The sequence below is a fragment of the Cellulosimicrobium composti genome (assembly GCF_009711085.1).
GTDB classification, from domain to species: Bacteria; Actinomycetota; Actinomycetes; order Actinomycetales; family Cellulomonadaceae; genus Cellulosimicrobium; species Cellulosimicrobium composti.
In genome coordinates, this window is record NZ_WMKA01000012.1 from 1 (window position 1) to 17,768 (window position 17,768).

21 protein-coding genes are annotated in these 17,768 nt (G+C 76.2%); 4 read left to right on the top strand and 17 right to left on the bottom strand.

The window, feature by feature from the left end:
• Both GJV82_RS07195 and GJV82_RS07200 read right to left on the bottom strand, forming a co-directional pair.
• Nucleotides 1-247 (bottom strand): hypothetical protein (locus GJV82_RS07195; RefSeq protein WP_155098769.1); only part of this gene is annotated, 247 nt, incomplete at its 3' end.
• Nucleotides 248-334: 87 nt separating this feature from the next.
• On the bottom strand, nucleotides 335-940 hold the full coding sequence (locus GJV82_RS07200; protein ID WP_024839929.1) for a TetR/AcrR family transcriptional regulator: 606 nt from the start codon (nucleotides 938-940) through the stop codon (nucleotides 335-337).
• A 116-nt stretch (nucleotides 941-1,056) separates the two neighbouring features.
• Between GJV82_RS07200 and GJV82_RS07205 the strand changes: the two genes are divergently transcribed.
• The gene (locus tag GJV82_RS07205) at nucleotides 1,057-1,908 is read left to right on the top strand and encodes an SDR family NAD(P)-dependent oxidoreductase (protein WP_318657393.1); all 852 of its coding nucleotides are present in this window, start codon (nucleotides 1,057-1,059) and stop codon (nucleotides 1,906-1,908) included.
• A 19-nt stretch (nucleotides 1,909-1,927) separates the two neighbouring features.
• Here the strand turns inward: GJV82_RS07205 and GJV82_RS07210 are convergent, their stop codons facing one another.
• Both GJV82_RS07210 and GJV82_RS07215 read right to left on the bottom strand, forming a co-directional pair.
• Nucleotides 1,928-2,815, bottom strand: coding sequence for a ketopantoate reductase family protein (locus GJV82_RS07210; RefSeq protein ID WP_034603699.1), 888 nt, complete (start codon nucleotides 2,813-2,815; stop codon nucleotides 1,928-1,930).
• A 37-nt stretch (nucleotides 2,816-2,852) separates the two neighbouring features.
• The gene (locus tag GJV82_RS07215; protein WP_312028565.1) at nucleotides 2,853-4,106 is read right to left on the bottom strand and encodes a YibE/F family protein; all 1,254 of its coding nucleotides are present in this window, start codon (nucleotides 4,104-4,106) and stop codon (nucleotides 2,853-2,855) included.
• 118 nt (nucleotides 4,107-4,224) lie between these two features.
• On the opposite strand from GJV82_RS07215, the gene GJV82_RS07220 reads away from it, so the two are divergent.
• Nucleotides 4,225-4,596, top strand: coding sequence for a hypothetical protein (locus GJV82_RS07220; RefSeq protein ID WP_155098772.1), 372 nt, complete (start codon nucleotides 4,225-4,227; stop codon nucleotides 4,594-4,596).
• Between the two features lie 104 nt (nucleotides 4,597-4,700).
• On the opposite strand, the gene GJV82_RS07225 is transcribed toward GJV82_RS07220, so the two are convergent.
• The 5 genes from GJV82_RS07225 to rpmG all read right to left on the bottom strand — a co-directional run bounded on the left by GJV82_RS07225 (nucleotide 4,701) and on the right by rpmG (nucleotide 7,427).
• The gene (locus GJV82_RS07225) at nucleotides 4,701-4,982 is read right to left on the bottom strand and encodes an HU family DNA-binding protein (RefSeq protein WP_021482680.1); all 282 of its coding nucleotides are present in this window, start codon (nucleotides 4,980-4,982) and stop codon (nucleotides 4,701-4,703) included.
• 155 nt (nucleotides 4,983-5,137) lie between these two features.
• Nucleotides 5,138-6,511, bottom strand: a complete 1,374-nt coding sequence (gene aztD / locus GJV82_RS07230; protein WP_115941676.1) for a zinc metallochaperone AztD — start codon at nucleotides 6,509-6,511, stop codon at nucleotides 5,138-5,140.
• A 219-nt stretch (nucleotides 6,512-6,730) separates the two neighbouring features.
• Nucleotides 6,731-6,853 (bottom strand): 50S ribosomal protein L36, encoded by a 123-nt coding sequence (gene rpmJ, locus GJV82_RS07235; protein ID WP_024839935.1) that lies wholly within the window; start codon nucleotides 6,851-6,853, stop codon nucleotides 6,731-6,733.
• Nucleotides 6,850-7,146 carry a type B 50S ribosomal protein L31 gene (locus tag GJV82_RS07240; RefSeq protein ID WP_155098773.1) on the bottom strand — a complete coding sequence of 99 codons (297 nt, stop codon included), beginning with the start codon at nucleotides 7,144-7,146 and terminating at the stop codon, nucleotides 6,850-6,852. The genes rpmJ and GJV82_RS07240 overlap by 4 nt, the downstream gene beginning before the upstream one ends.
• Before the next feature lie 113 nt (nucleotides 7,147-7,259).
• Nucleotides 7,260-7,427 carry a 50S ribosomal protein L33 gene (gene rpmG, locus GJV82_RS07245; RefSeq protein WP_024839937.1) on the bottom strand — a complete coding sequence of 56 codons (168 nt, stop codon included), beginning with the start codon at nucleotides 7,425-7,427 and terminating at the stop codon, nucleotides 7,260-7,262.
• Nucleotides 7,428-7,710: 283 nt separating this feature from the next.
• Between rpmG and GJV82_RS07250 the strand changes: the two genes are divergently transcribed.
• Together GJV82_RS07250 and GJV82_RS07255 are read left to right on the top strand one after the other, a co-directional pair.
• Nucleotides 7,711-9,423, top strand: coding sequence for a glycosyl hydrolase family 28-related protein (locus GJV82_RS07250; protein ID WP_196217200.1), 1,713 nt, complete (start codon nucleotides 7,711-7,713; stop codon nucleotides 9,421-9,423).
• Nucleotides 9,420-10,748, top strand: coding sequence for a hypothetical protein (locus tag GJV82_RS07255; RefSeq protein WP_155098775.1), 1,329 nt, complete (start codon nucleotides 9,420-9,422; stop codon nucleotides 10,746-10,748). Before GJV82_RS07250 ends, GJV82_RS07255 begins: the two co-directional genes overlap by 4 nt.
• 240 nt (nucleotides 10,749-10,988) lie before the next feature.
• On the opposite strand, the gene GJV82_RS07260 is transcribed toward GJV82_RS07255, so the two are convergent.
• The 8 genes from GJV82_RS07260 to GJV82_RS07295 form a co-directional block, all read right to left on the bottom strand.
• Entirely contained in the window at nucleotides 10,989-11,618 is a 630-nt protein-coding gene (locus GJV82_RS07260) for a DUF1775 domain-containing protein (protein ID WP_155098776.1), read from the bottom strand.
• Nucleotides 11,615-13,318 (bottom strand): copper resistance CopC/CopD family protein, encoded by a 1,704-nt coding sequence (locus GJV82_RS07265; protein WP_155098777.1) that lies wholly within the window; start codon nucleotides 13,316-13,318, stop codon nucleotides 11,615-11,617. Before GJV82_RS07265 ends, GJV82_RS07260 begins: the two co-directional genes overlap by 4 nt.
• 3 nt (nucleotides 13,319-13,321) lie before the next feature.
• A complete protein-coding gene (locus tag GJV82_RS07270) occupies nucleotides 13,322-14,068 on the bottom strand; it encodes a YcnI family copper-binding membrane protein (RefSeq protein ID WP_115941672.1) in 747 nt (248 codons plus the stop codon).
• 163 nt (nucleotides 14,069-14,231) lie between these two features.
• Nucleotides 14,232-14,768 carry a hypothetical protein gene (locus GJV82_RS07275; protein ID WP_155098778.1) on the bottom strand — a complete coding sequence of 179 codons (537 nt, stop codon included), beginning with the start codon at nucleotides 14,766-14,768 and terminating at the stop codon, nucleotides 14,232-14,234.
• Nucleotides 14,769-14,856: 88 nt separating this feature from the next.
• Entirely contained in the window at nucleotides 14,857-15,552 is a 696-nt protein-coding gene (locus GJV82_RS07280; RefSeq protein WP_155098779.1) for a copper resistance CopC family protein, read from the bottom strand.
• Nucleotides 15,553-15,640: 88 nt separating this feature from the next.
• The gene (locus GJV82_RS07285) at nucleotides 15,641-16,336 is read right to left on the bottom strand and encodes a hypothetical protein (protein WP_155098780.1); all 696 of its coding nucleotides are present in this window, start codon (nucleotides 16,334-16,336) and stop codon (nucleotides 15,641-15,643) included.
• A gap of 10 nt (nucleotides 16,337-16,346) precedes the next feature.
• Complete coding sequence (locus tag GJV82_RS07290) at nucleotides 16,347-17,036, bottom strand: Pr6Pr family membrane protein (protein WP_196217201.1); 690 nt, start codon at nucleotides 17,034-17,036, stop codon at nucleotides 16,347-16,349.
• 181 nt (nucleotides 17,037-17,217) lie between these two features.
• Nucleotides 17,218-17,421 (bottom strand): cold-shock protein, encoded by a 204-nt coding sequence (locus GJV82_RS07295; protein WP_024839945.1) that lies wholly within the window; start codon nucleotides 17,419-17,421, stop codon nucleotides 17,218-17,220.
• Nucleotides 17,422-17,768: the final 347 nt, after the last annotated feature.

Sequence of the window (17,768 nt, forward strand, 5' to 3'; positions counted from 1 at the left end):
CCGCGGCGCGCGCGGCCCACGCGGCGGCGGCCGGCTGGCTCGCGCGCAGGGCGTCGAGCGCGACCTGGCGGCGGGCGAGCGCGTCGGCGGCGTCGTTCGACGCGGCGGCGACCTCGAACGCGAGGGGCCCGGTGAGGTCGAGCAGGCACCGGTCGCAGCGCGAGGACCGCAGCGGTGCGGCGCACGCGGGGCAGGAACGCGTCTCGGGCAGCCGCGCCAGCGCGACGTCGACCCACGGCTCTCTCATGCCGCACATCCTGGCGAACCTGTGAGCCGGCTGGGGACGCGTCCCCCGGGGGTCGCGTGGCGGTCCGGTGAAGGTCGCGGGCGGCGGTCAGCGGCCGGGGCGCGCGCGCAGGCCGTCGAGCGCCGCGTCGAGGACCTGGTCCGCGAACTCCTCGGTCAGCGGTCCGCTGCGGTGGAGCCACCGGCTGAGCACGGGCCCCCAGACGAGGTCGACCGCGACGTCGAGGTCGACGTCCGCCGCGAGCTGTCCGGCCTCCTGCGCGCTCCGCAGCCGCTGCCGCTTGGCGTCCCGGAGGGGTCCGTCGAGGCGGTCGCGGTACAGCTCGGCCACCGTCGCGTCGTGCACGGCCTCCGCGGCGAGCGCCCGCATCGGGGCGTCGAGCCGCGGGTCGGTGAGCTCCGCGACGGTCGCGCGCAGGACGAGGCGGAGGTCCGCGACGAGGTCGCCGGTGTCCGGCAGCACGGGGGCCTGGCCGTCGTCCCCCTCGCTCAGGGCGAGGAACGCGTCGAGGAGGATCGCGGCCTTCGAGGGCCACCACCGGTAGATGGTCTGCTTGCCGACGCGCGCGCGGGCGGCGATGCCCTCGATGCTGAGCCGCGCGTAGGGGACCTCCTGGACGAGCTCGAGCGCGGCGTCGAGGACGGCGCGCCGCGAGGCCGCACTGCGCCGCGAGGGGTCGGGGGTAGGAGCCATGGGCGCCACCCTACCGCGACGAGACGGACCGTTCCGTCTTGACGCTGGGCCGCGGCTTGCCCTACGGTCATCACAACGAGACGAACCGTCTCGTCTCATCAACGAGAGGTCTCACCGTGCGACACACCCCCGGAACCCCCCGCACCTGGTTCGTCACCGGCGCGAGCCGCGGCATCGGCCACGCGATCGCGGTCGCGGCGCTCGACCGCGGCGACGTCGTGGTCGCCGCGTCGCGCACCGCGTCCGTCGAGGCGTTCGCCCCGGAGCACCGCGACCGCGTGCTCGCGCTCCCCCTCGACGTCACCGACCGCGACGCCGTCGTGGCCGCCATCGACACGGCCGTCGAGCGGGTCGGGCGGCCCGACGTCGTCGTGAACAACGCCGGCACCCTGTCCATGGGCATGGTCGAGGAGTTCACCGAGGCCGAGGCGCGGGCCCAGCTCGAGGTCAACGTCTTCGGCGCGCTGTGGGTCAGCCAGGCGGTCCTGCCGCACCTGCGGCGCCAGGGCTCGGGCCACCTGCTCCAGATGTCGAGCGTCGCCGCGCTCGCCGGCTTCCCCGGCACCGGCCTGTACAGCGCGAGCAAGTTCGCGCTCGAGGGCATGAGCGAGGCCCTCGCGACGGAGGCCGCGCCCTTCGGCGTCAGGGTGACCGTCGTCCAGCCCGGCGGGTACTGGACCGACCTCTACACGAGCATGGCGAGCACGACCCCGCTCGACGCGTACGCGCCCCTGCGCGCGGAGCTCGAGAAGCAGTGGGCGGACGGCTCGGTCGACAGCGACCCGCGCCTCGCCGCCCAGGCCGTGCTCACGCTCGTCGACAGCGACGACCCGCCCCTGCGCCTCCTGCTCGGCAGCATGGTCTACGACCTCGCGCACGACGTCACGGCGCAGCGCCGGGCGACGTGGGCGGCGTGGGAGGGCGTGAGCCGGGCGGCCGAGCACGCCGTTCCCGCCCCGGAAGCCTGACCGTGCCGGTCCGGTGCCGTCAGCCGCCGAGGCGCTCGACGAGCGCGCGCGTCAGCGGGGCGTCGACCCCAGCGCGATCGGCGGCGCGGACGACGGCTCCGCCGATCGCGTCGGTCTCCAGCGGCCGACCCGCCTCGGCGTCGCGCAGCATCGACGACTTCGCCTCGGGCCCGAAGCGGTCGTAGAAGGCGAGCGTCCGCTCCGGGTCCGACGGCGCCCCGCTCGCCGTCGCGACGGCCGCGACCTCGCGCACGAGCGCCTCGAGCTCGGCGCGGTGGGTCGTGCGCACCTCCCCGATCGTGGCCCGGTGCGCCGTCGTGAGGAGCGCGAACGGGGCGAGGAAGGCGAGCTTGGACCACAGGAGCGCGGTCTCGTCCGCGTGGACGGTGGTGCGCACGCCGGCGTCCTCCAGGAGGGCGCGCACCGCCTCGACGCGCTCCGGCGCGACGCCGCCCGGGGCGAGGTCGACGTCGACGAACGTGCTCGTGTGCTCGATCTCCCCGGGCGCGACGCGCGTGGACTCGACCCGGATCGTCGCGGGCAGGACGCGCTGCGTCCCGTAGCGCGCGCGCAGCGTGCCCAGGTGGTCGAGCCCGTTGAGGAACGGGACGACGACGCCGTCGCCGAGCGTCTCGGGCGGCACCCGGTCCAGCGCCTCGTCGAGCGTCGTCTGCTTGACCGCGACGAGGACGACGTCGACGGGGGCGTCGAGGCGCGTGGCCGCGCGGGCCGGGACGTGGAGGTCGCCGACCTGCCGACTGCGCACGTGGACGCCGTGCTCGGCGAGCGCGGCGGCCGTCGCGTCGCTCGCGAGGAAGGTCACCGCGGCACCGGACCGCACGAGGAGCGCGCCGACCAGGCCGCCCACGCCCCCGGGTCCCAGCACCGCCACGTCGCTCGGAGTCACCGTCGTCGTCCTCTCGTCGTGCCGTCGCCCGCGCTGGTCAGCGCGCGGCGACCTCGACCCTACCCACGGCGACCGACCCCGCCGCTCCCGCCCCGGGCACGGTGAGCGCCGCGATGCCGGTGGTGACGGGGATGGCGAGCACGAGGCCGATCGACCCGACGAGCGTGCGCACGACCTCCTCCGCGATCTCGCCCGAGGTGAGGCTCGTCGCGAGGCCCTGGTCGGACAGGTAGACCGCCATGAGCAGCGGCAGGGCCGCGCCGACGTACGCGAACGCGATGGTGTAGACGGTCGAGGCGATGTGGTCGCGCCCGATGCGCATCGCGCGCGCGAACAGCTCGCGCCGGGTCGCGAGCGGCGCGACGGCGCGCAGCTCCCACACCGCGGACGCCTGGGTGATCGTCACGTCGTTGAGCACGCCCATGCCGGCGAGCACGATCCCGCACAGCACGACGCCCTGGATGTCGAGCGACGGCGCGTACTGCGGGACCCACAGCGACTCCTCCGACGTGAGGCCCGTGATGTTCGCCGCGCCAGACCCCCACCACCCCAGCAGGGCGGTGATCGCGAGCCCCACGAGCGTGCCGAGCAGCGCGGTCGACGTGCGTGCGGTGAAACCGTGGGCGACGTACAGCACGACGAACATGACGAGCGACGACGTCACGAGCGCGACGCCCAGCGCGTTCTGCCCGGTGAGGAGCGCGGGGAGCGTGAACGCCGTGATGACGACGAACGCACCCGCGAGGCCCGCGAGCGCCGCGAGCCCGCGCCAGCGGGCGACGGCGAGCACGACGACGGCGTACGCGGCCGCGAGGAGGCCGATGGGCAGGCCGCGCTCGAAGTCGAGGAACACGTACGGGCTGCCGCCCGCGCCCGCAGCCTCGGCGATGTACAGGACGCGGAGCCGGTCGCCCTCGTCGAACCCGTAGGCGACGTACTCCGGCGGGGCGTTGACGGTGATCTCCTCGCCGCCCACGTCCTCGCCCGCCGCCCGCGAGCCCGCGTCGAGGCGCGCCGGCACGAGGCTCGCCGCCTCGTCGACGGGCCCGACGACCGTCGCGCGCAGGATCGTGCTGCCCTCGGCGGCGACGGGCACGCGGTCCGGGACGTCGGACGCGGCGGGCCACAGCGCGGCCAGACCGGCGAGCGTCGCGAGGAGCGCGGGCACGAGGAGCGCCGCGAGGACGAGGCGCACGCGCCGCGTCGCCGGCGCCGCCGGGCCGTGGCCGTGCGCGGGGGCGTCCCGGCGGGAGGTCCGGTGCTCGGGGGCGACGTCGGTGCTCTCGCTCACGCGGAGGATGCTGCCACGGCGAGGGCGCGGGACCGGGCGGCACGCGCCGTCGCGGCCGGTAGCATCCCGCAGGGCCGGGCGTCCGCCTCGCCGCCGCCACGACGCACGAGGAGCCACCATGGCCACGGTCGACTACTTCCTCTCGGGTGACCCGGAGGTCGCCAAGCAGCACCTGCACGCCGCGCTCCAGGAGCAGGGCTTCGCCGTCACCGTCCGCCCCACGGGCCAGTGGGCCGCGGAGCGCGGCTCGAGGACGAAGACGTTCTGGCTCGGCGCGTTCGCCGGCAAGGCCCAGCACCTCGTCTTCACGGTGGACTTCATGGTCCACGGCGACCAGCTCGTCGCGCGCATCGACCGCCCCACGGGCCACGGCGCGATGGCCGGCGCGATCGGCATCGCCCGCTCGAACAAGGCGTTCGCCGAGGTCGACCAGGCGATCGGCACGCGCCTGACGAGCCACGGCGTGCTCGCGCACGTCGTCCACGCCTGAGCACGACCGCAGCACGACCCCGAGCACGACGAAGGCCCGGGACCCTCAGGGGTCCCGGGCCTTCGTGCCGCTGACCGCGCCGACGACGGGCGGTCAGCGGGACGTCACTTGGCGACGGCCTTCTTGAGCAGGCTGCCGGCGCTGATCTTCACGCCGTAACCGGCCGGGATCGAGATCTCCTCGCCCGTACGGGGGTTGCGGCCCGTGCGGGCGGCACGCTCGACGCGCTCGACGGACAGGAGGCCCGTGACCTTGACGGCCTCGCCCTTGCCGAGCGACTCGATGAGCACCTCCTGGAAGGCGTTGAGGGCCTTCTCGGCGTCCGCCTTCGACAGGTCGGCCTTGCTGGCGATGGCCGAGACGAGCTCGGACTTGTTGAGCGACATGCGAATCCCTTCTTCGGTTCACGACGCGCGGTGGTCACCACCCGTCGTCACGGTCTCAGTGTGCCAGCCGCGAGGCCGTGCACCGGGGACAACACTAGGGAACACGCGGAGTTTCACGCGACTTCTCGCGGCTCTCGGCGCCCGCGTGTCTGCGCTCAGCCCTCCGCGGGGTCGTGGTCGTGACCCGCGTGCGCGTCGCCGTCGTGCTCGTCGGGCGCGTGCTCGCCGTGGTCGTGGCCGTCGTGCGCGCCCGGGTCGGCCGCCCGGCCGGTGACGCCCTGGAGCTCGTTCGGGACGACGTCGAGCACCGCGCTCCTCCACACCTCGCCCGCGACGTAGTCGACCGCGTGGACCGCCCGGCCGGCGGGGTCGGTGACGTACGCGAGGCCGTCCTGGACGAGCAGCGCGGGGCGCGGGGCCTGCCACTCCGCGGGCTCCTCCCACGCGTCGAGCACCGGGATCGACCGCACGAGCGTGCCCGTCCCCGGGTCGACGACGTGCAGCGACCCGTCGGTGCCGAGCACGAGCGCCTCGCCCGCGTCGCCGCGGCCGAGCGAGCGGAACGTGTAGCTCGCGGGCAGGTCGACGAGGCGCAGGCTCGCGTCGCGCGTGTCGACGAGCGAGACCCGCGTCGGCCGCTCCAGGTCCGCGTCCGGGTCCGACTTGTAGTCGCCCAGGACGACCGGCGACGCCTCGCTGCCCGCCTGGTTGCCGATGCGCCCGTAGGCGTCCGGGCTCGCGACCTTGGTGATCGTGCCGTCCGCGACGACGAGCACGCCGTCCTCGCAGCCGACCACGACGGCCTCGTCCGCGGCGACGGCCTCGCCGTGCACGCCGGGGCACTCGTCGCTCGACGCGACCTCCTCGCCCGCGGCGTCGAGGAGGCGCACGCCCGTGCGCGCATCCTCGGTGCCCTCGGAGACGACGAGCGAGCCGTCGCCGAGCTCGACGGCGACGCCGTGGTGCGGGCTCGGGGTGGTGAGCGTGCGCGCGTCGTCGAGGCCGTGCGGGTCGGCCACCGCGGCGGAGTCGAGCACGGTCACGTCCCCGGTGCCGTCGTCGAACAGCGCGGTGCGGCCGTCGTGGACCACGACGTGCCCCGGCTTCTCGGCCGCGTAGGTCACGTCCGTGAGGGCCGGGTCGGCGGTGTAGTGGTGCGCGTGGTCGCCGTGGGGCTCGGCCCACGTGCCGGCGTCGAGCACCCGGAAGCCGCCCGTCGTCGAGACGAGCAGGTGCCGCCCGTCGCCCGCGGGGTTGAGGCGGGCGAAGCCGTCGAGCGCGAGGTCGCCGACGACCTCGAGCGTCGTCGCGTCGAGCACCTGGACGCCGCCGTCGTAGGTGACGGCGAGGCGCGGGACGGCCGTCGCCTCCTCGCGGGGCGCGGCCGCGGGCTCCTCGGCGGCGGCCGCGTCGCCGGAACCGGGCTGCGCGTCGGTGCCGCCGGTCGAGCAGGCGGCCAGGAGCGCGAGCGGGAGGACGAGTCCGACGGCGGCGAGGGACCGCGTGCGGTGTCGTGCGGTGAGCGTCATGGGCGTGTCGGTCGGCGCGGGCCTGGGCGCGCGCCGACCACTCCTTTCCAGGCAGGGAGGGGCGGACGGTCCGCCTGGGGGCACAGTAACAGTAATGCGACTCATTCTCATTTAGCGGCCCGCCGCCCTCCCCGGCCGAGGCGGCGTCCGGGCCCCGGACGCGACAGAGGGAGGGCCCGCGGACGGACCCTCCCTCTTCACCTGCCGCTGCGCGGCGGCTCAGCCCTGACGCGACTTCCCGCGCGGGTCGAGCTTGTTGACGACGAGCACCCTGCCGTGCCGGCGCACGACCTTCGCGCCGGGTCGGGACTTCAGCGAGCGCACGGACGCACGGACCTTCATCGCGCACCCCCGCCCTGCGCACCGCGGACGCCGTAGCGCTGGCGGAACTTCTCCACGCGACCGGCGGTGTCCACGACGCGCTGGTTGCCCGTGTAGAACGGGTGGCTCGCGCTCGAGATCTCGACGTCGACGACGGGGTACGTGTTGCCGTCGGCCCAGGCGATCGTCTCGCGCGGGACGCCCGGGCCCTGCGGGTGGTCGCCCGCGAGGGTCGAGCGGGTCAGGAAGGCGAGGTCGGCGGACTTGTCGCGGTAGACGACGGGCCCGTAGACGGGGTGGATGGTCTTCTTCATGGTGGTCTCCTTGCTGCGCCGGGACGCGCCGCGCGGGGCGGCCGCGGTCACCGGGTCGGGGTCGTGGCTCCGGGGGCCCGTCGCGGGCTCGCGGACGGGTGCCGGGCGCGGGGTCAGCGCGCCTCGCGGAAGTCGACGTGGCGGCGCACGACGGGGTCGAACTTGCGCAGGACGATCCGGTCGGGGTCGTTGCGGCGGTTCTTGCGGGTCGTGTACGTGAACCCGGTCCCGGCGGTGGACCGGAGCGTGATCACGGGACGGAGTTCGGTGCGGGTGGCCATCGGTGCTTCTCCCCTCGGACGAGGACCTGCGCCGCGGACGGCGGCGGCCCCCTGGTGGTGGTGAGGTGTCCCGGGTGGGGCGGGCGGCGGGAGCGGCACCGGTCGGTGCCGTCCTTCCCGTCGGGACGCTCGTCGAGACCCGCTGTCGAGAACAGTTCTCAGGTCTCGGTTGTTCCCGCCGCTCCGGACGGGCGTGGGACACCGTCGAAGGATGGCGTATCATCCGACGAATCACCGTCGCCTGCCGGCACAGGCGCACCCAGATCTCGGCGAGGAGAGTCTGATGCGCCCGTCCACGTCCCGGGGGGTCGGCCGCGCGCGCGGCGCGGCCTCCGCCCTGCTCGCGTCCCTGCTGGCGCTCGTCCTCGTCACGGGCCCGGCCGCCGCGAGCCCCGCCGTCGCGAGCCCCGCCGTCGTCCCCGCCGCGACCCCCGCCGCCGGGGACGGCGCACGCGCCGTCGTCGACGTCACCGACTTCGGCGCCGACCCGTCGGGCGCGCTGGACTCGACGCCCGCGGTCGCCGCGGCGCTCGACCACGCGAAGGACCTGGGCGGCCCGACGCGCGTCGTCTTCCCGACGGGCACGTACCAGCTCTACCCGGACCGCGCCCCGGTGCGCGAGCTCTACGTGTCGAACACCGTCGGCGCCGACCAGCGCTACAAGGACAAGCGGATCGCGATCCTCGTCGAGGACATGGACGACGTCGTCGTCGACGGCGAGGGGTCGCGCCTCGTGATGCACGGCGAGCAGACGATCTTCGCGTCGATCCGCTCGCGCGACGTCGTGTTCGAGGACTTCACGGCGGAGTGGGTGGCGCCGCGCACGCTCGACCTCACCGTGGTCGCAGCCGGGACGACCAATGGTCAGACGTATCGCGACCTCCGCGTGCCCGACGGCTACGTCTACGCCGTCGACGGGACGACGGTCCGCTGGTCGGGCGAGACCAGCCCGTACACGGGCGTGCCGTACTGGACGGACCAGGGTGCGTTCGGGTACCAGCAGGTCGTGGACCTCGCGACCGGGCGCAGCTCGCGCGGCTCGTGGGACGGCGCGTCGACGAACCCGTTCGCCGGGGTGTCCGCGATCACCGACCTCGGCGACGGGCGGCTGCGGTTCGTCTACGCGGCGTCGGCCGCGTCCGCCCCGGTCGGGCGCGTGTTCCAGATGCGCCGCACGCACCGGGACACGCCCGCCGGGTTCGTCTGGGAGAGCGAGCGCACGACCGTGCGCGACGCGACGTTCGGCCACCTGCACGGGTTCGGCGTCGTCGCGCAGCTCACCGAGGACCTCACGATCGACCGCGTGCGGTTCCGCGCCGCGGCCGACTCGTGGCGCACGAGCGCCGCGTCGGCCGACCTCGTGCAGGTCTCGGGCGGGCGCGGCACCGTGACGATCACGGACAGCGACTTCGGGTTCGCGCACGACGACCCGATCAACGTCCACGGGACGTACGTCGAGCTCGTGTCCGTCGATGGCCCGCGCACCGCGACGTTCGCCTACCGCCACGGCGAGACCGCGGGCTTCCCCCAGTTCTACGCGGGTGACGAGCTCGCGCTCGTCGACAAGGCGACGATGACCGACGTCCAGGGCGGCACCGCGACGGTCGTCACCGTGGACGGCCCGACCGGCACGGACACGTCGCACGACCTCACGCGCATGACCGTCACGCTCGACCGCGACCTCCCGGCCGGGATCGCGCCGGGCGCGGTCGTGGCGGAGAACGTCACGTACACGCCCGCGGTGGAGATCCGCGGCAACCACTTCGAGTCCGTGCCGACGCGCGGCATCCTCGTCACGACGCGCAAGCCGGTCCTCGTCGAGGACAACACGTTCGACCAGATGGGCATGGCGAGCATCTACGTCTCGGCGGACGCCCGGTCCTGGTACGAGTCGAGCGTCGTGCGCGACCTGACGATCCGGGGGAACACGTTCACGCGCGCGCAGTCGCCGGTGATCTGGTTCGACCCGACGTCCGGGGCGGCGACTCGGCCGTGACCGCGCACGCGGGCGTCGTCGTCGAGGACAACACGTTCGTCGTGGGCGACGTGACGCTCCTCCAGGCGAAGTCCGTCGCGGGGCTCGACGTCCGCGGCAACACGGTCGTGCGCGACGACGCCGCGCGCTCGCTCGCCCTGACGGTAAGAGCGGTGCCGAGGCCGTCGTCGCGTTCCGTACGCGACGCGACGCCTCCCGTCGCGTCGGGAGCGGTCGCGACGGCGACGCCCGGCGCCGTCGAGGCCACGTGGTCGTACGCCGACGCCGACGGCGACGCGCAGGACGGCTCCGTCGTCCGCTGGTACGTCGCGGCCGGCGACGCGTGGGAGCCGTTCGCGACCGGGGCGCGCGTCGACGTCCCGGCCGCGGTGACGGGCCGCGCGGTGCGCGCGGTCGTCGTGCCGCGCGACGCGAGCGGGTCGCTCGGGGCGCCCGTCGCGTCCGCCCCGGTCGCGGCCGTGGGCGCTCCCGTGGCCGACGACGACGCCTCGCTGAGCACGCTGGCGCTGGGCAACGCCGTCCCCGTCGCGGAGGGGACGTGGGCGGTCGGCCCGTCCGCGACGGCGGTCGCGGTCCACGCCGCGGCGACCCACCCGGACGCCGAGGTCGCGGTCCTGGGGGGCGAGCCGCTGCCGGGTGGCGGGGCCGTGGTCCCGCTCGCCGAGGGCGGGACGACGGTCGAGGTCCGCGTGACCGCGCCGTCGGGCGCCGTGCGCACCTGGACGGCCGTCGTCGAGCGGCGCGGGGACCGCGACGCGGGGCTCGCGGAGGCCGCGTTCTCCGTGGGGCTGCCGGGCGTCGGCTCCGGCGCCTTCCACGTCACGCCCGTCGCGGACGACGTCGACCGGTACACGGCGCGCCTCGTGCCGTCGTCCCCGGGCGCGACCGTGTCCGCGCGTCTCGACGGGCGCGAGCTCGCCCCGGGCCCCGACGGCTCGGTCCTCGTGCCCGTGCACCGCGGCGCGACCGTGCTCGAGGTCCGCGTCACGGCGGGCGACGGCGCGACGACGCGCGTCCACCGCTGGGTGACGCTCTCCGAGCGCGCGGCCGCGCCGTTCGTCGCGGTGGACGCGCAGAGCCGGTGCCTCGCGGGCCGCGCGCACGTCGCCGTCCGGGCGGACAACCACGGCACGTCCCCGCTCGACGTGACGCTCACGACCGACCTCGGGTCTCGCGCGGTCACGGGTCTCACGCCCGGCCGGTCGGCGTACCAGTCCTTCCCGGCGCGCGCGGCGCGCACGGACGGCGGGGTCGCGGGGGTCGAGGTCGCCGTCGACGGGGAGCGGCACCTGGTCACGGCCGCGTACCCGGCGCTCGACTGCTGAGGGCGCGCTGCCGGCGCACCTGCCCGGAGACGGAGGAACCGGTGGCGATCCGCCGCGAGAGCTCCCCCCAGCGAAGCTCTCGTCGCGGACCGCCACCGGTCCAGGTGTCGCCGCGTGACCCGTCGCGGCGACGTCCCCCACCAGAGCAAGAGGCGCCGCGCGCCTGTTCGGGACGCTCACATAGCGTGATGTGGATCACACTACGATGGCCCGCGCCGTCGCGCTCGCCCGCGTCGGCCGCTACGTCCGCCGTGCGTGCCGCTGCGCCGCCCACCCGCCGGCACCCCCGACGGCGACCACACCCAGCGCGACCGCTGCGAGGAGCGGGCCCGTCCGCGTCGGCGACCCGTCGACCGCCGGGCCCGAGGGGACCGCGGGAGCGAGGGACGCCGCCGTCGCGACGAACGTGGGTGCGGGACGCGCGCCGGACGGGTCGGTGTCCGTCCACGCGTAGGACGCACCCGACGGGCACTCCTGGACGGCGGGGAAGACGAACGCCTGCCCCACGGCACCCGTGACCCGGACGTCGAGCGTGAAGGCGGCCCGCTCGCCGTCGGGCACAGGCTCGCCCGTCCACACCACCGCGTCGTCGGACACGTCGGAGTCCCAGCCGTCGGGCTGGCCGGCCGCGAGCGCCTCGACGCCCTCGGGCAGCGTGAGCCGCAGGGCGTCGGTCGGCTCGCCGTCGCACCCGTGGTCGAACGTGAACGTGAGCGTCGACGTCCCGTCGCCGTGGGGGTCCACCGTCTCGATGAGGACGTGCGCCGCCGCGGGGACGGCCGTCAGCGCGGCGAGCGCGCCGACGGCGACGCCCACGAGGGTGGCGCGCGTGCCGAACCGGGCCCTGCGGGCCCGCCGGGGACCGGTCATGAGGACACCTCCACGGGGATCTCGGCGATCGGGTTCTCGTACTTGGACGTCCGGACGCTCACGTGGAGGGTCCAGTCGCCGGCCATCGGCAGGTCGAGCGTCGCCTCGTAGGTGCCCGTCCCGGTCCGCGTGAGCGGTCGGGCGAACGGACCGAGCGCCGGGTCGGCGAGGGTCGTCGTCAGCTCGGGCACGGCGACGGGCTCGAGGGGCTGCCCGTCGGCGTCGAGCAGCTCGATCTCGAGCGCGTTGACGCCGACCTGCCCGGGGGTGACCCGCGCACGGAGCGTCCCGTCACCGAGCTCATCGACCACCTCGACGGCCGGTGCCGCAGGCTCTCCGGTGTCCGCGTCCGTCACGACGACGGGGCTGCGCGAGACGAGGAGACCGGTGACGGCGAGCACGACCGCGAGCAGCACGGCCTCGGCAGTGACCGTCCGGCCGAGACGACGGCGCGCGGTCGCGCCGGTCGGCCCGCCCGCCGGTCCGCGTTCCCGGACCGCCGGCACGAGCCGGTAGCGGTTCCAGGCGGCCAGGACGACGAGGCACACCGCGAGACCGACCTTGACGAGCAGGGACCGGCCGTACGTCGTCGAGACGAGCGCGTCGAGGGCGCCGAGGATGCGCCACCCGAGGACGGTCCCGGTGACCGCGAGCGCGAGGACGACCCACGCGCCGAGCGCCGAGAACCGGGCGACGGTGATCGCCGCGCGCCGGGGGTCGACGTGCGCGGACGGCGCGAGGACGAGCGCGAGACCGAGCACGCCCCCGAGCCACACCGCCCCGGCCACGACGTGGAGCGCGTCCGCCGTGACGACGAGCCACGGCGGACCGTACGTGCGCGTGTGCCCGACGAGCACGAGCGAGGCGAGCGCGAGCGCGGACGCGCCGAGCACGACGCCGGCGGGCCACGCAGCCCGGGTCTCGCGCGCCGCACGCGGGGCGAGCAGCGTCGCGGCGAGGAGGCCGGTGAGGCCGAGCGCGCCGGCGAGCGTCGAGTCGGTCGCGAGCCCCGCCGCCCACGTCGCCGGGTCGGCGAGCGCGCCCAGTCCGGCGCCTGCCTGCCACGCCGGGGTGAGCGGGACCGCGAGGACGAGCCCCATCGCCGCGACCGCGGACGCCCCGCCTCGCACGCGCTGCAGCCGGTGCCGCAGCACGGGGGCGGCGCCCGGGGAGGCGTGCAGCACGAGGAGCTCGAACGCGGCGAGCCCCGCGACGAGGAACGTCCCGGCGTAGACCGCCGCCTGGTCGAGCGCGCGCACGGCGACGAGCGCCGCCGTCGGCTCGGCCACACGTGCCTCGACGGACGTCGCGCTCGGCGCGCCGACCGAGAACGTGAAGGCGCCCGCCACGGGGTGGGTGTCGAGGGACACCACGCGCCAGCTCACGACGTAGGTGCCGTCGTCGAGCGTCGCGGCCGGGGTGACGACGAGCGCGTCGTCCACCGCGGCGACGTCCACGTCGACGGGCGAGCCGTCGGCCGCGAGCACGGTCGTGCCGCCGGGGACGACCTGGACCGGCTCGTTGAAGGTGATGGTCAGCGCGTCGGGGGGCGCGTCGAGGACGGTGCCGTCCTGCGGGTCGGTGCCCACGAGGACGGCGTGGGCCGCGGCCGGGCCGCTCGCGAGGATCGCGAGCAGGACCGCGGCCGCGGCACCGACGACGACGGCCACCACCCGGCGCAGCACCGAGGGGCGGCCCACGGGTCAGGCCCGCGGGCGCGAGCGCACGAACCCGAGCGCGCCGAGCACGAGGCCGGCCGCCGCGAGCACGAGCGCCGTCCACGTGAGCGCCGGGGCCGGGCCGGCGGCCGCGCCCGCGGACACGGCGTCACCCGACGCACCCGCGGCGGCGTCCTCCGACCCGTCCGAGCCAGATCCGTCCGCGACGGGCTCGGCCGCGTCGTCGGGCCCGTCGCCCTCGGCGGCCGTCAGCGTGAACAGCGGCGCGGGGAGCTCGAGGTCGTGCCCGTCCTCGCCGTCCGCCGGGACCTGCACCCAGGCGCTCTCGCCCTCGGCGCACTCCTGGACGGTCGGGAACACGAGGGTCTCGCCCGCCGCGTCGGGCAGCTTGAGCGAGAGCACGAGGGCGTCGCGGTAGCCGTCGGGCAGCGGGGTCCTCGCCGTGTAGACGACCTCGGCGACGCGCTCGGTGTACTGGCCGCCGTGCCCGTCGTCCACGGGCTCGGCGAGGTCCTCCATGACCTTCTCGACGTCCCAGCCCGGGTTGACCGTCGGGGTCACGGTGACGACCTGCTCGGGGACCTGGATCGAGACCGTGGTGGTCGGCGAGTCGCCGCACCCGTGCGGGACGCCGAAGGTGAGCAGGGCGTAGGCGCCCGCCTCGGTCGTGTCCGGGGTGACGGTCACGTGGGCGCTCGCGGCGCCCGCGCCGACGACGACGAGTCCGGCGGTCAGGGAGGCGGCGCCGACGGCGCGCAGGGTCTTTCGCATGGTGGTGCCTTTCGGGGAGAAGGAGGTCGGGGCTCCGGCCGCGGGCACGACGGCGTGCCGCGCCGCGGTGTCGGCGGAGCCGGCCGGCGGCGAGGAGGCACGGACGCGCGGGCGCGCGCCGGAGCGGGACGCCGCGGAGGTGTCCGGGAGGGCGTCCGAGGGGTCAGGCCGCGAGCGGGGGACCTCGCCCGGGCGCGGCGCCGCGCACGAGCAGGTCGCGCACCGCAGGCAGCACGCCGAGGACCGGTGCGGCCGTGCGGACGACGACGCTCCGCGGGCTGCCGGGGACCCGGCACCCGGTGAGCCAGGTCCACAGGCGCCACAGGACGGCGTCGCCGTAGCGCAGGACGACCGCGACGGCGAGCGTGGCCACCGCGTGCGCGCCGAGCATCGTCAGGGGCGACGCGGCGTGCGCGTGCGGGGCCGCACCGGACGGGGACAGCGCGGCGCAGCGCTCGAACACGACGTGCAGCACGAACTGGCCCGCACCGAGCAGTCCCAGCAGCCGCGGCAGCCCGACCTGGCGCCGCGTGAGGGGTCGCACCGCGACGGCGGTGAGGACGGCGAGCACGCCCAGCGGGACCGCTCCGGGGTCCGCCCCTCCGGCCATACCGTGCGCGACGACGGACAGCCCGACGACCGCGGCGGCGAGCAGCAGCACCCGCACGCCGCGGAGCACCCCCGCTCCGGGCGACGTCACGGACGCACCCTAGCGGGAGCCCGCTGCGTCGCGACAGGGTCCGGCGCCGCCCTCCCCGTGCGGGGACGGGCGGCGTGCGCCGGCACCGTCAGTCCTCGGGGTCGTGCGCCGCGTCGTCGGTCCCGGCGCCCCGACGGCGCAGGACGAGCACGACGACCACGGCCGCCGCGACGACGAGCGCCCCGAGCCCCGCGAGCACGGGGACGAGCGACGACGAGCCGTCGCCCTCGGCCGCCGCGTCCTCGGTGGGCGTGTCGGACCCGGCGGAGGCGTCGGCGTCGCTCGCGTCCGTGGAGGGCTCGGCAGTCGCGGTCTCCTCGGGCGTCGCGTCGTCGGTCGCGGGCTCCTCGGTCGCGGGCGCCTCCGGCGGGGCCGCGACGGTGAACGCGAACGTGCCCTCGATCGGGTGGCCGTCGGACGAGACGACGCGCCACGCGACCGAGTACGTGTCGCCGCCGAGCGCGACGGCCGGGTCGAGCGCGAGCGTCGCCGTCGTGCCGTCGATCGCCGGTGCGCCCTGGGTGACGACCGTCCCCGCGGAGTCCGTGACCACGACCTGCGGCTCGACGGGGAGCGGCTCGGTGTTGAACGTCAGGGTGATCGCTGCCGGGGGCGTGTCGAGCTGCGCGCCGTCGGCGGGGTCGGACGTGAGGAGCCGGTCGTGGGCGGACGCCGGGCCGGCGGTGAGCGTCGTGAGCACGGCGGCCAGTCCGAGGGCCAGCGCGGCGACGAGGGCGAGCAGAGCGGGCAGGGCCGAGGTGGGTCGGCGCAGGGAGAGCGTCATGAAATTCTTCCGTCCGAGGCGCGGCGGTGCCGCGCGGGTGGTGCCCCGCGTCCCGGCCGTCGCCGGGTCGGCCTCGTCGGGTGCCGCGTCAGGACGCGGCGAGGGGGCGCAGCAGCGGTGCTCCCGACGGGCCGGCGGGCGACGGCGGCCCACGCGTCGGGGCGGTGCGGGGCTGCCACGCGGCGGGCGGGCGCGGCGCGTCCTCGGGGACCGCGCGGCGCGGCCCCGTCGGCGCGAGGACCGGCACGGGGGCGGGCGCGGTGCGCGGCGTCACCCAGGCGAGGAACCGCTCGAGCGCCCGCTCCCCGTGCGCGAGCACGAGGGCCAGGACGACGGTCGCGACCGCGTGCGCGGCCACCATCCACGCGCCCGCGGTGCCCGATGTCGCGAGGTGCTCCGGGTGCGCGACGGCGGACCCTGCGCTCAGGGCCGGCACCGCGGCAGGAGCCGCGCACACGACCTCGCCGACCGCAGCGACGTGCCCGCCGTGACCCGACGTGGCCGCCGACGGCGTGCACGACGACCCGGGCGCGAGGACGGCGAGCGCCTCGTGCAGCGCGAGCTGGGCGCCGCCGAGGAGCGCGACGAGCCGGGCGGGCGTGAAGCGCACGCGCGCGGCCGCCGTCGTGCCCGCGAGCGTGAACGCCGCGAGCGCGGCGAGGACGAGCGGGTCCGGGAGGGCGCCGCCGGCGACGCGGTGCGCGAGCGCGCTCAGCGCGAGGACGAGGGTCGCCGCGAGCGCGGCGCGCGCGACGCGCAGCGGACCGACGACCGGGGAGAGCACGTCGGCCACCCTAGCGCGACGCGTCGGCGCCCCCCGCGCCCGCCGCCTCGGGCGTCTCGGACCGGGCGGCGGGCGAGCGCTCCGGGTACCGGCCGATCAGGGGGCCGGTCGGCAGGAGCCGGTCGATCCCGACGATCAGCAGCCCGAGGACGAAGAAGCCCGCCCCGTAGAGCACGACGTTGACGAGCAGCCCCGTCCACCCGAGCGCGTCGAGGTCGACGAACCCGTACGGGTACGCGCTGCCGGGGCTGACGAACCCGCGGATCGTGGTGAACGCGAAGTACGCGAGCGGGTACAGCAGCCAGCGCGCGGCGTCGAGTCCGCGGAGGCGGCGGTGCGCGTCGAGCAGCAGGAAGTCGACGAAGACGGCGACGGGCAGGAGCTCGTGCTCGATCTGGCCGTCCGTGAGGCCGAGGAAGACGGCCGGGGCGTCGGGGTCCTCGGGCGCGAGCACGAGGTTGGCGACGAGCCCGGTGATCGCCGCGAACAGGGTGACGGCGCCCTTGAGCCACCCGGGCGGCTGCCGCCGGCGCAGGAGCGACGCGACGCCGGCCCACGCGAACACGATCGCGATGAGGAACCCGGTCTGGTTGGTGAAGTAGACGAGGCCCTCGATGTCGCCGTCGCGCCAGATGGCGCGCGTCCCGACGAGGGCGAGGACGACGAGGAACAGCCGGAACAGACCGACGACGACGTGCATGCGGGCTCCTTCGCGCGCGGTGCGGTGGTGCGCTCGTGAGCCTAGTGCGCCCGGGGTCGCCGTTCCCGCAGGACGAGCGGGCGCCGTGCGGTCCGGGGACGCCGAAGGGCCGCGCCGAGGCGCGGCCCTTCAGGGGTGTTCCGTCACCCGCGCCGGCACTGCGCGCCGGGCGGGCGGGAGATCACAGAGCCTGGATGTTCGCGGCCTGCGGGCCCTTGGGGCCCTGCGTGACGTCGAACGAGACGCTCTGGTTCTCCTCGAGCGAGCGGTAGCCGCTCGACTGGATCTCGCTGTAGTGGGCGAACACGTCGGCGGTGCCGTCCGAGGGGGCGATGAAGCCGAAGCCCTTCTCGGCGTTGAACCACTTCACGGTGCCAGTAGCCATGGTGCTGTCTTCTCTCGTTGAAACGACGGTCCCGCGAGCGCGGGTCCGGATGCCGCGCCCCGCAGGGCGCCGACGGGTGTGGGGGCCGTCCCGGCGGTCTGCCGGGCGGCCGGGCGGGGCGGCCAGGTGGCGCCGCGCGTGATCGAGGACGGCGACGACGGTCACGGGGCGCGAGAAGCGGTCGTGGACCTGGAAGCCGTCGGGACGCCGGGTGACCAGACCTGCGTACTCGCCGTCCGCCGTCGCGACCCACAGGTCGTCGTCGGCGCGGCGCAGCACGAGGTCGGGTGCGGGGACGGTCGTGACCGCGGAGGCGGTCCCGAGGTCGTCACGCGGCCCGGGATGGA

Bases quoted from the DNA above. Each gene is read 5' to 3' on its own strand.
- GJV82_RS07200 (WP_024839929.1), bottom strand. From the start codon at position 940: ATGGCTCCTACCCCCGACCCCTCGCGGCGCAGTGCGGCCTCGCGGCGC.
- GJV82_RS07220 (WP_155098772.1), top strand. From the start codon at position 4,225: ATGGCCACGGTCGACTACTTCCTCTCGGGTGACCCGGAGGTCGCCAAG.
- GJV82_RS07225 (WP_021482680.1), bottom strand. From the start codon at position 4,982: ATGTCGCTCAACAAGTCCGAGCTCGTCTCGGCCATCGCCAGCAAGGCC.
- aztD (WP_115941676.1), bottom strand. From the start codon at position 6,511: ATGACGCTCACCGCACGACACCGCACGCGGTCCCTCGCCGCCGTCGGA.
- rpmJ (WP_024839935.1), bottom strand. From the start codon at position 6,853: ATGAAGGTCCGTGCGTCCGTGCGCTCGCTGAAGTCCCGACCCGGCGCG.
- GJV82_RS07240 (WP_155098773.1), bottom strand. From the start codon at position 7,146: ATGAAGAAGACCATCCACCCCGTCTACGGGCCCGTCGTCTACCGCGAC.
- rpmG (WP_024839937.1), bottom strand. From the start codon at position 7,427: ATGGCCACCCGCACCGAACTCCGTCCCGTGATCACGCTCCGGTCCACC.
- GJV82_RS07250 (WP_196217200.1), top strand. From the start codon at position 7,711: ATGCGCCCGTCCACGTCCCGGGGGGTCGGCCGCGCGCGCGGCGCGGCC.
- GJV82_RS07260 (WP_155098776.1), bottom strand. From the start codon at position 11,618: ATGACCGGTCCCCGGCGGGCCCGCAGGGCCCGGTTCGGCACGCGCGCC.
- GJV82_RS07270 (WP_115941672.1), bottom strand. From the start codon at position 14,068: ATGCGAAAGACCCTGCGCGCCGTCGGCGCCGCCTCCCTGACCGCCGGA.
- GJV82_RS07280 (WP_155098779.1), bottom strand. From the start codon at position 15,552: ATGACGCTCTCCCTGCGCCGACCCACCTCGGCCCTGCCCGCTCTGCTC.
- GJV82_RS07290 (WP_196217201.1), bottom strand. From the start codon at position 17,036: ATGCACGTCGTCGTCGGTCTGTTCCGGCTGTTCCTCGTCGTCCTCGCC.
- GJV82_RS07295 (WP_024839945.1), bottom strand. From the start codon at position 17,421: ATGGCTACTGGCACCGTGAAGTGGTTCAACGCCGAGAAGGGCTTCGGC.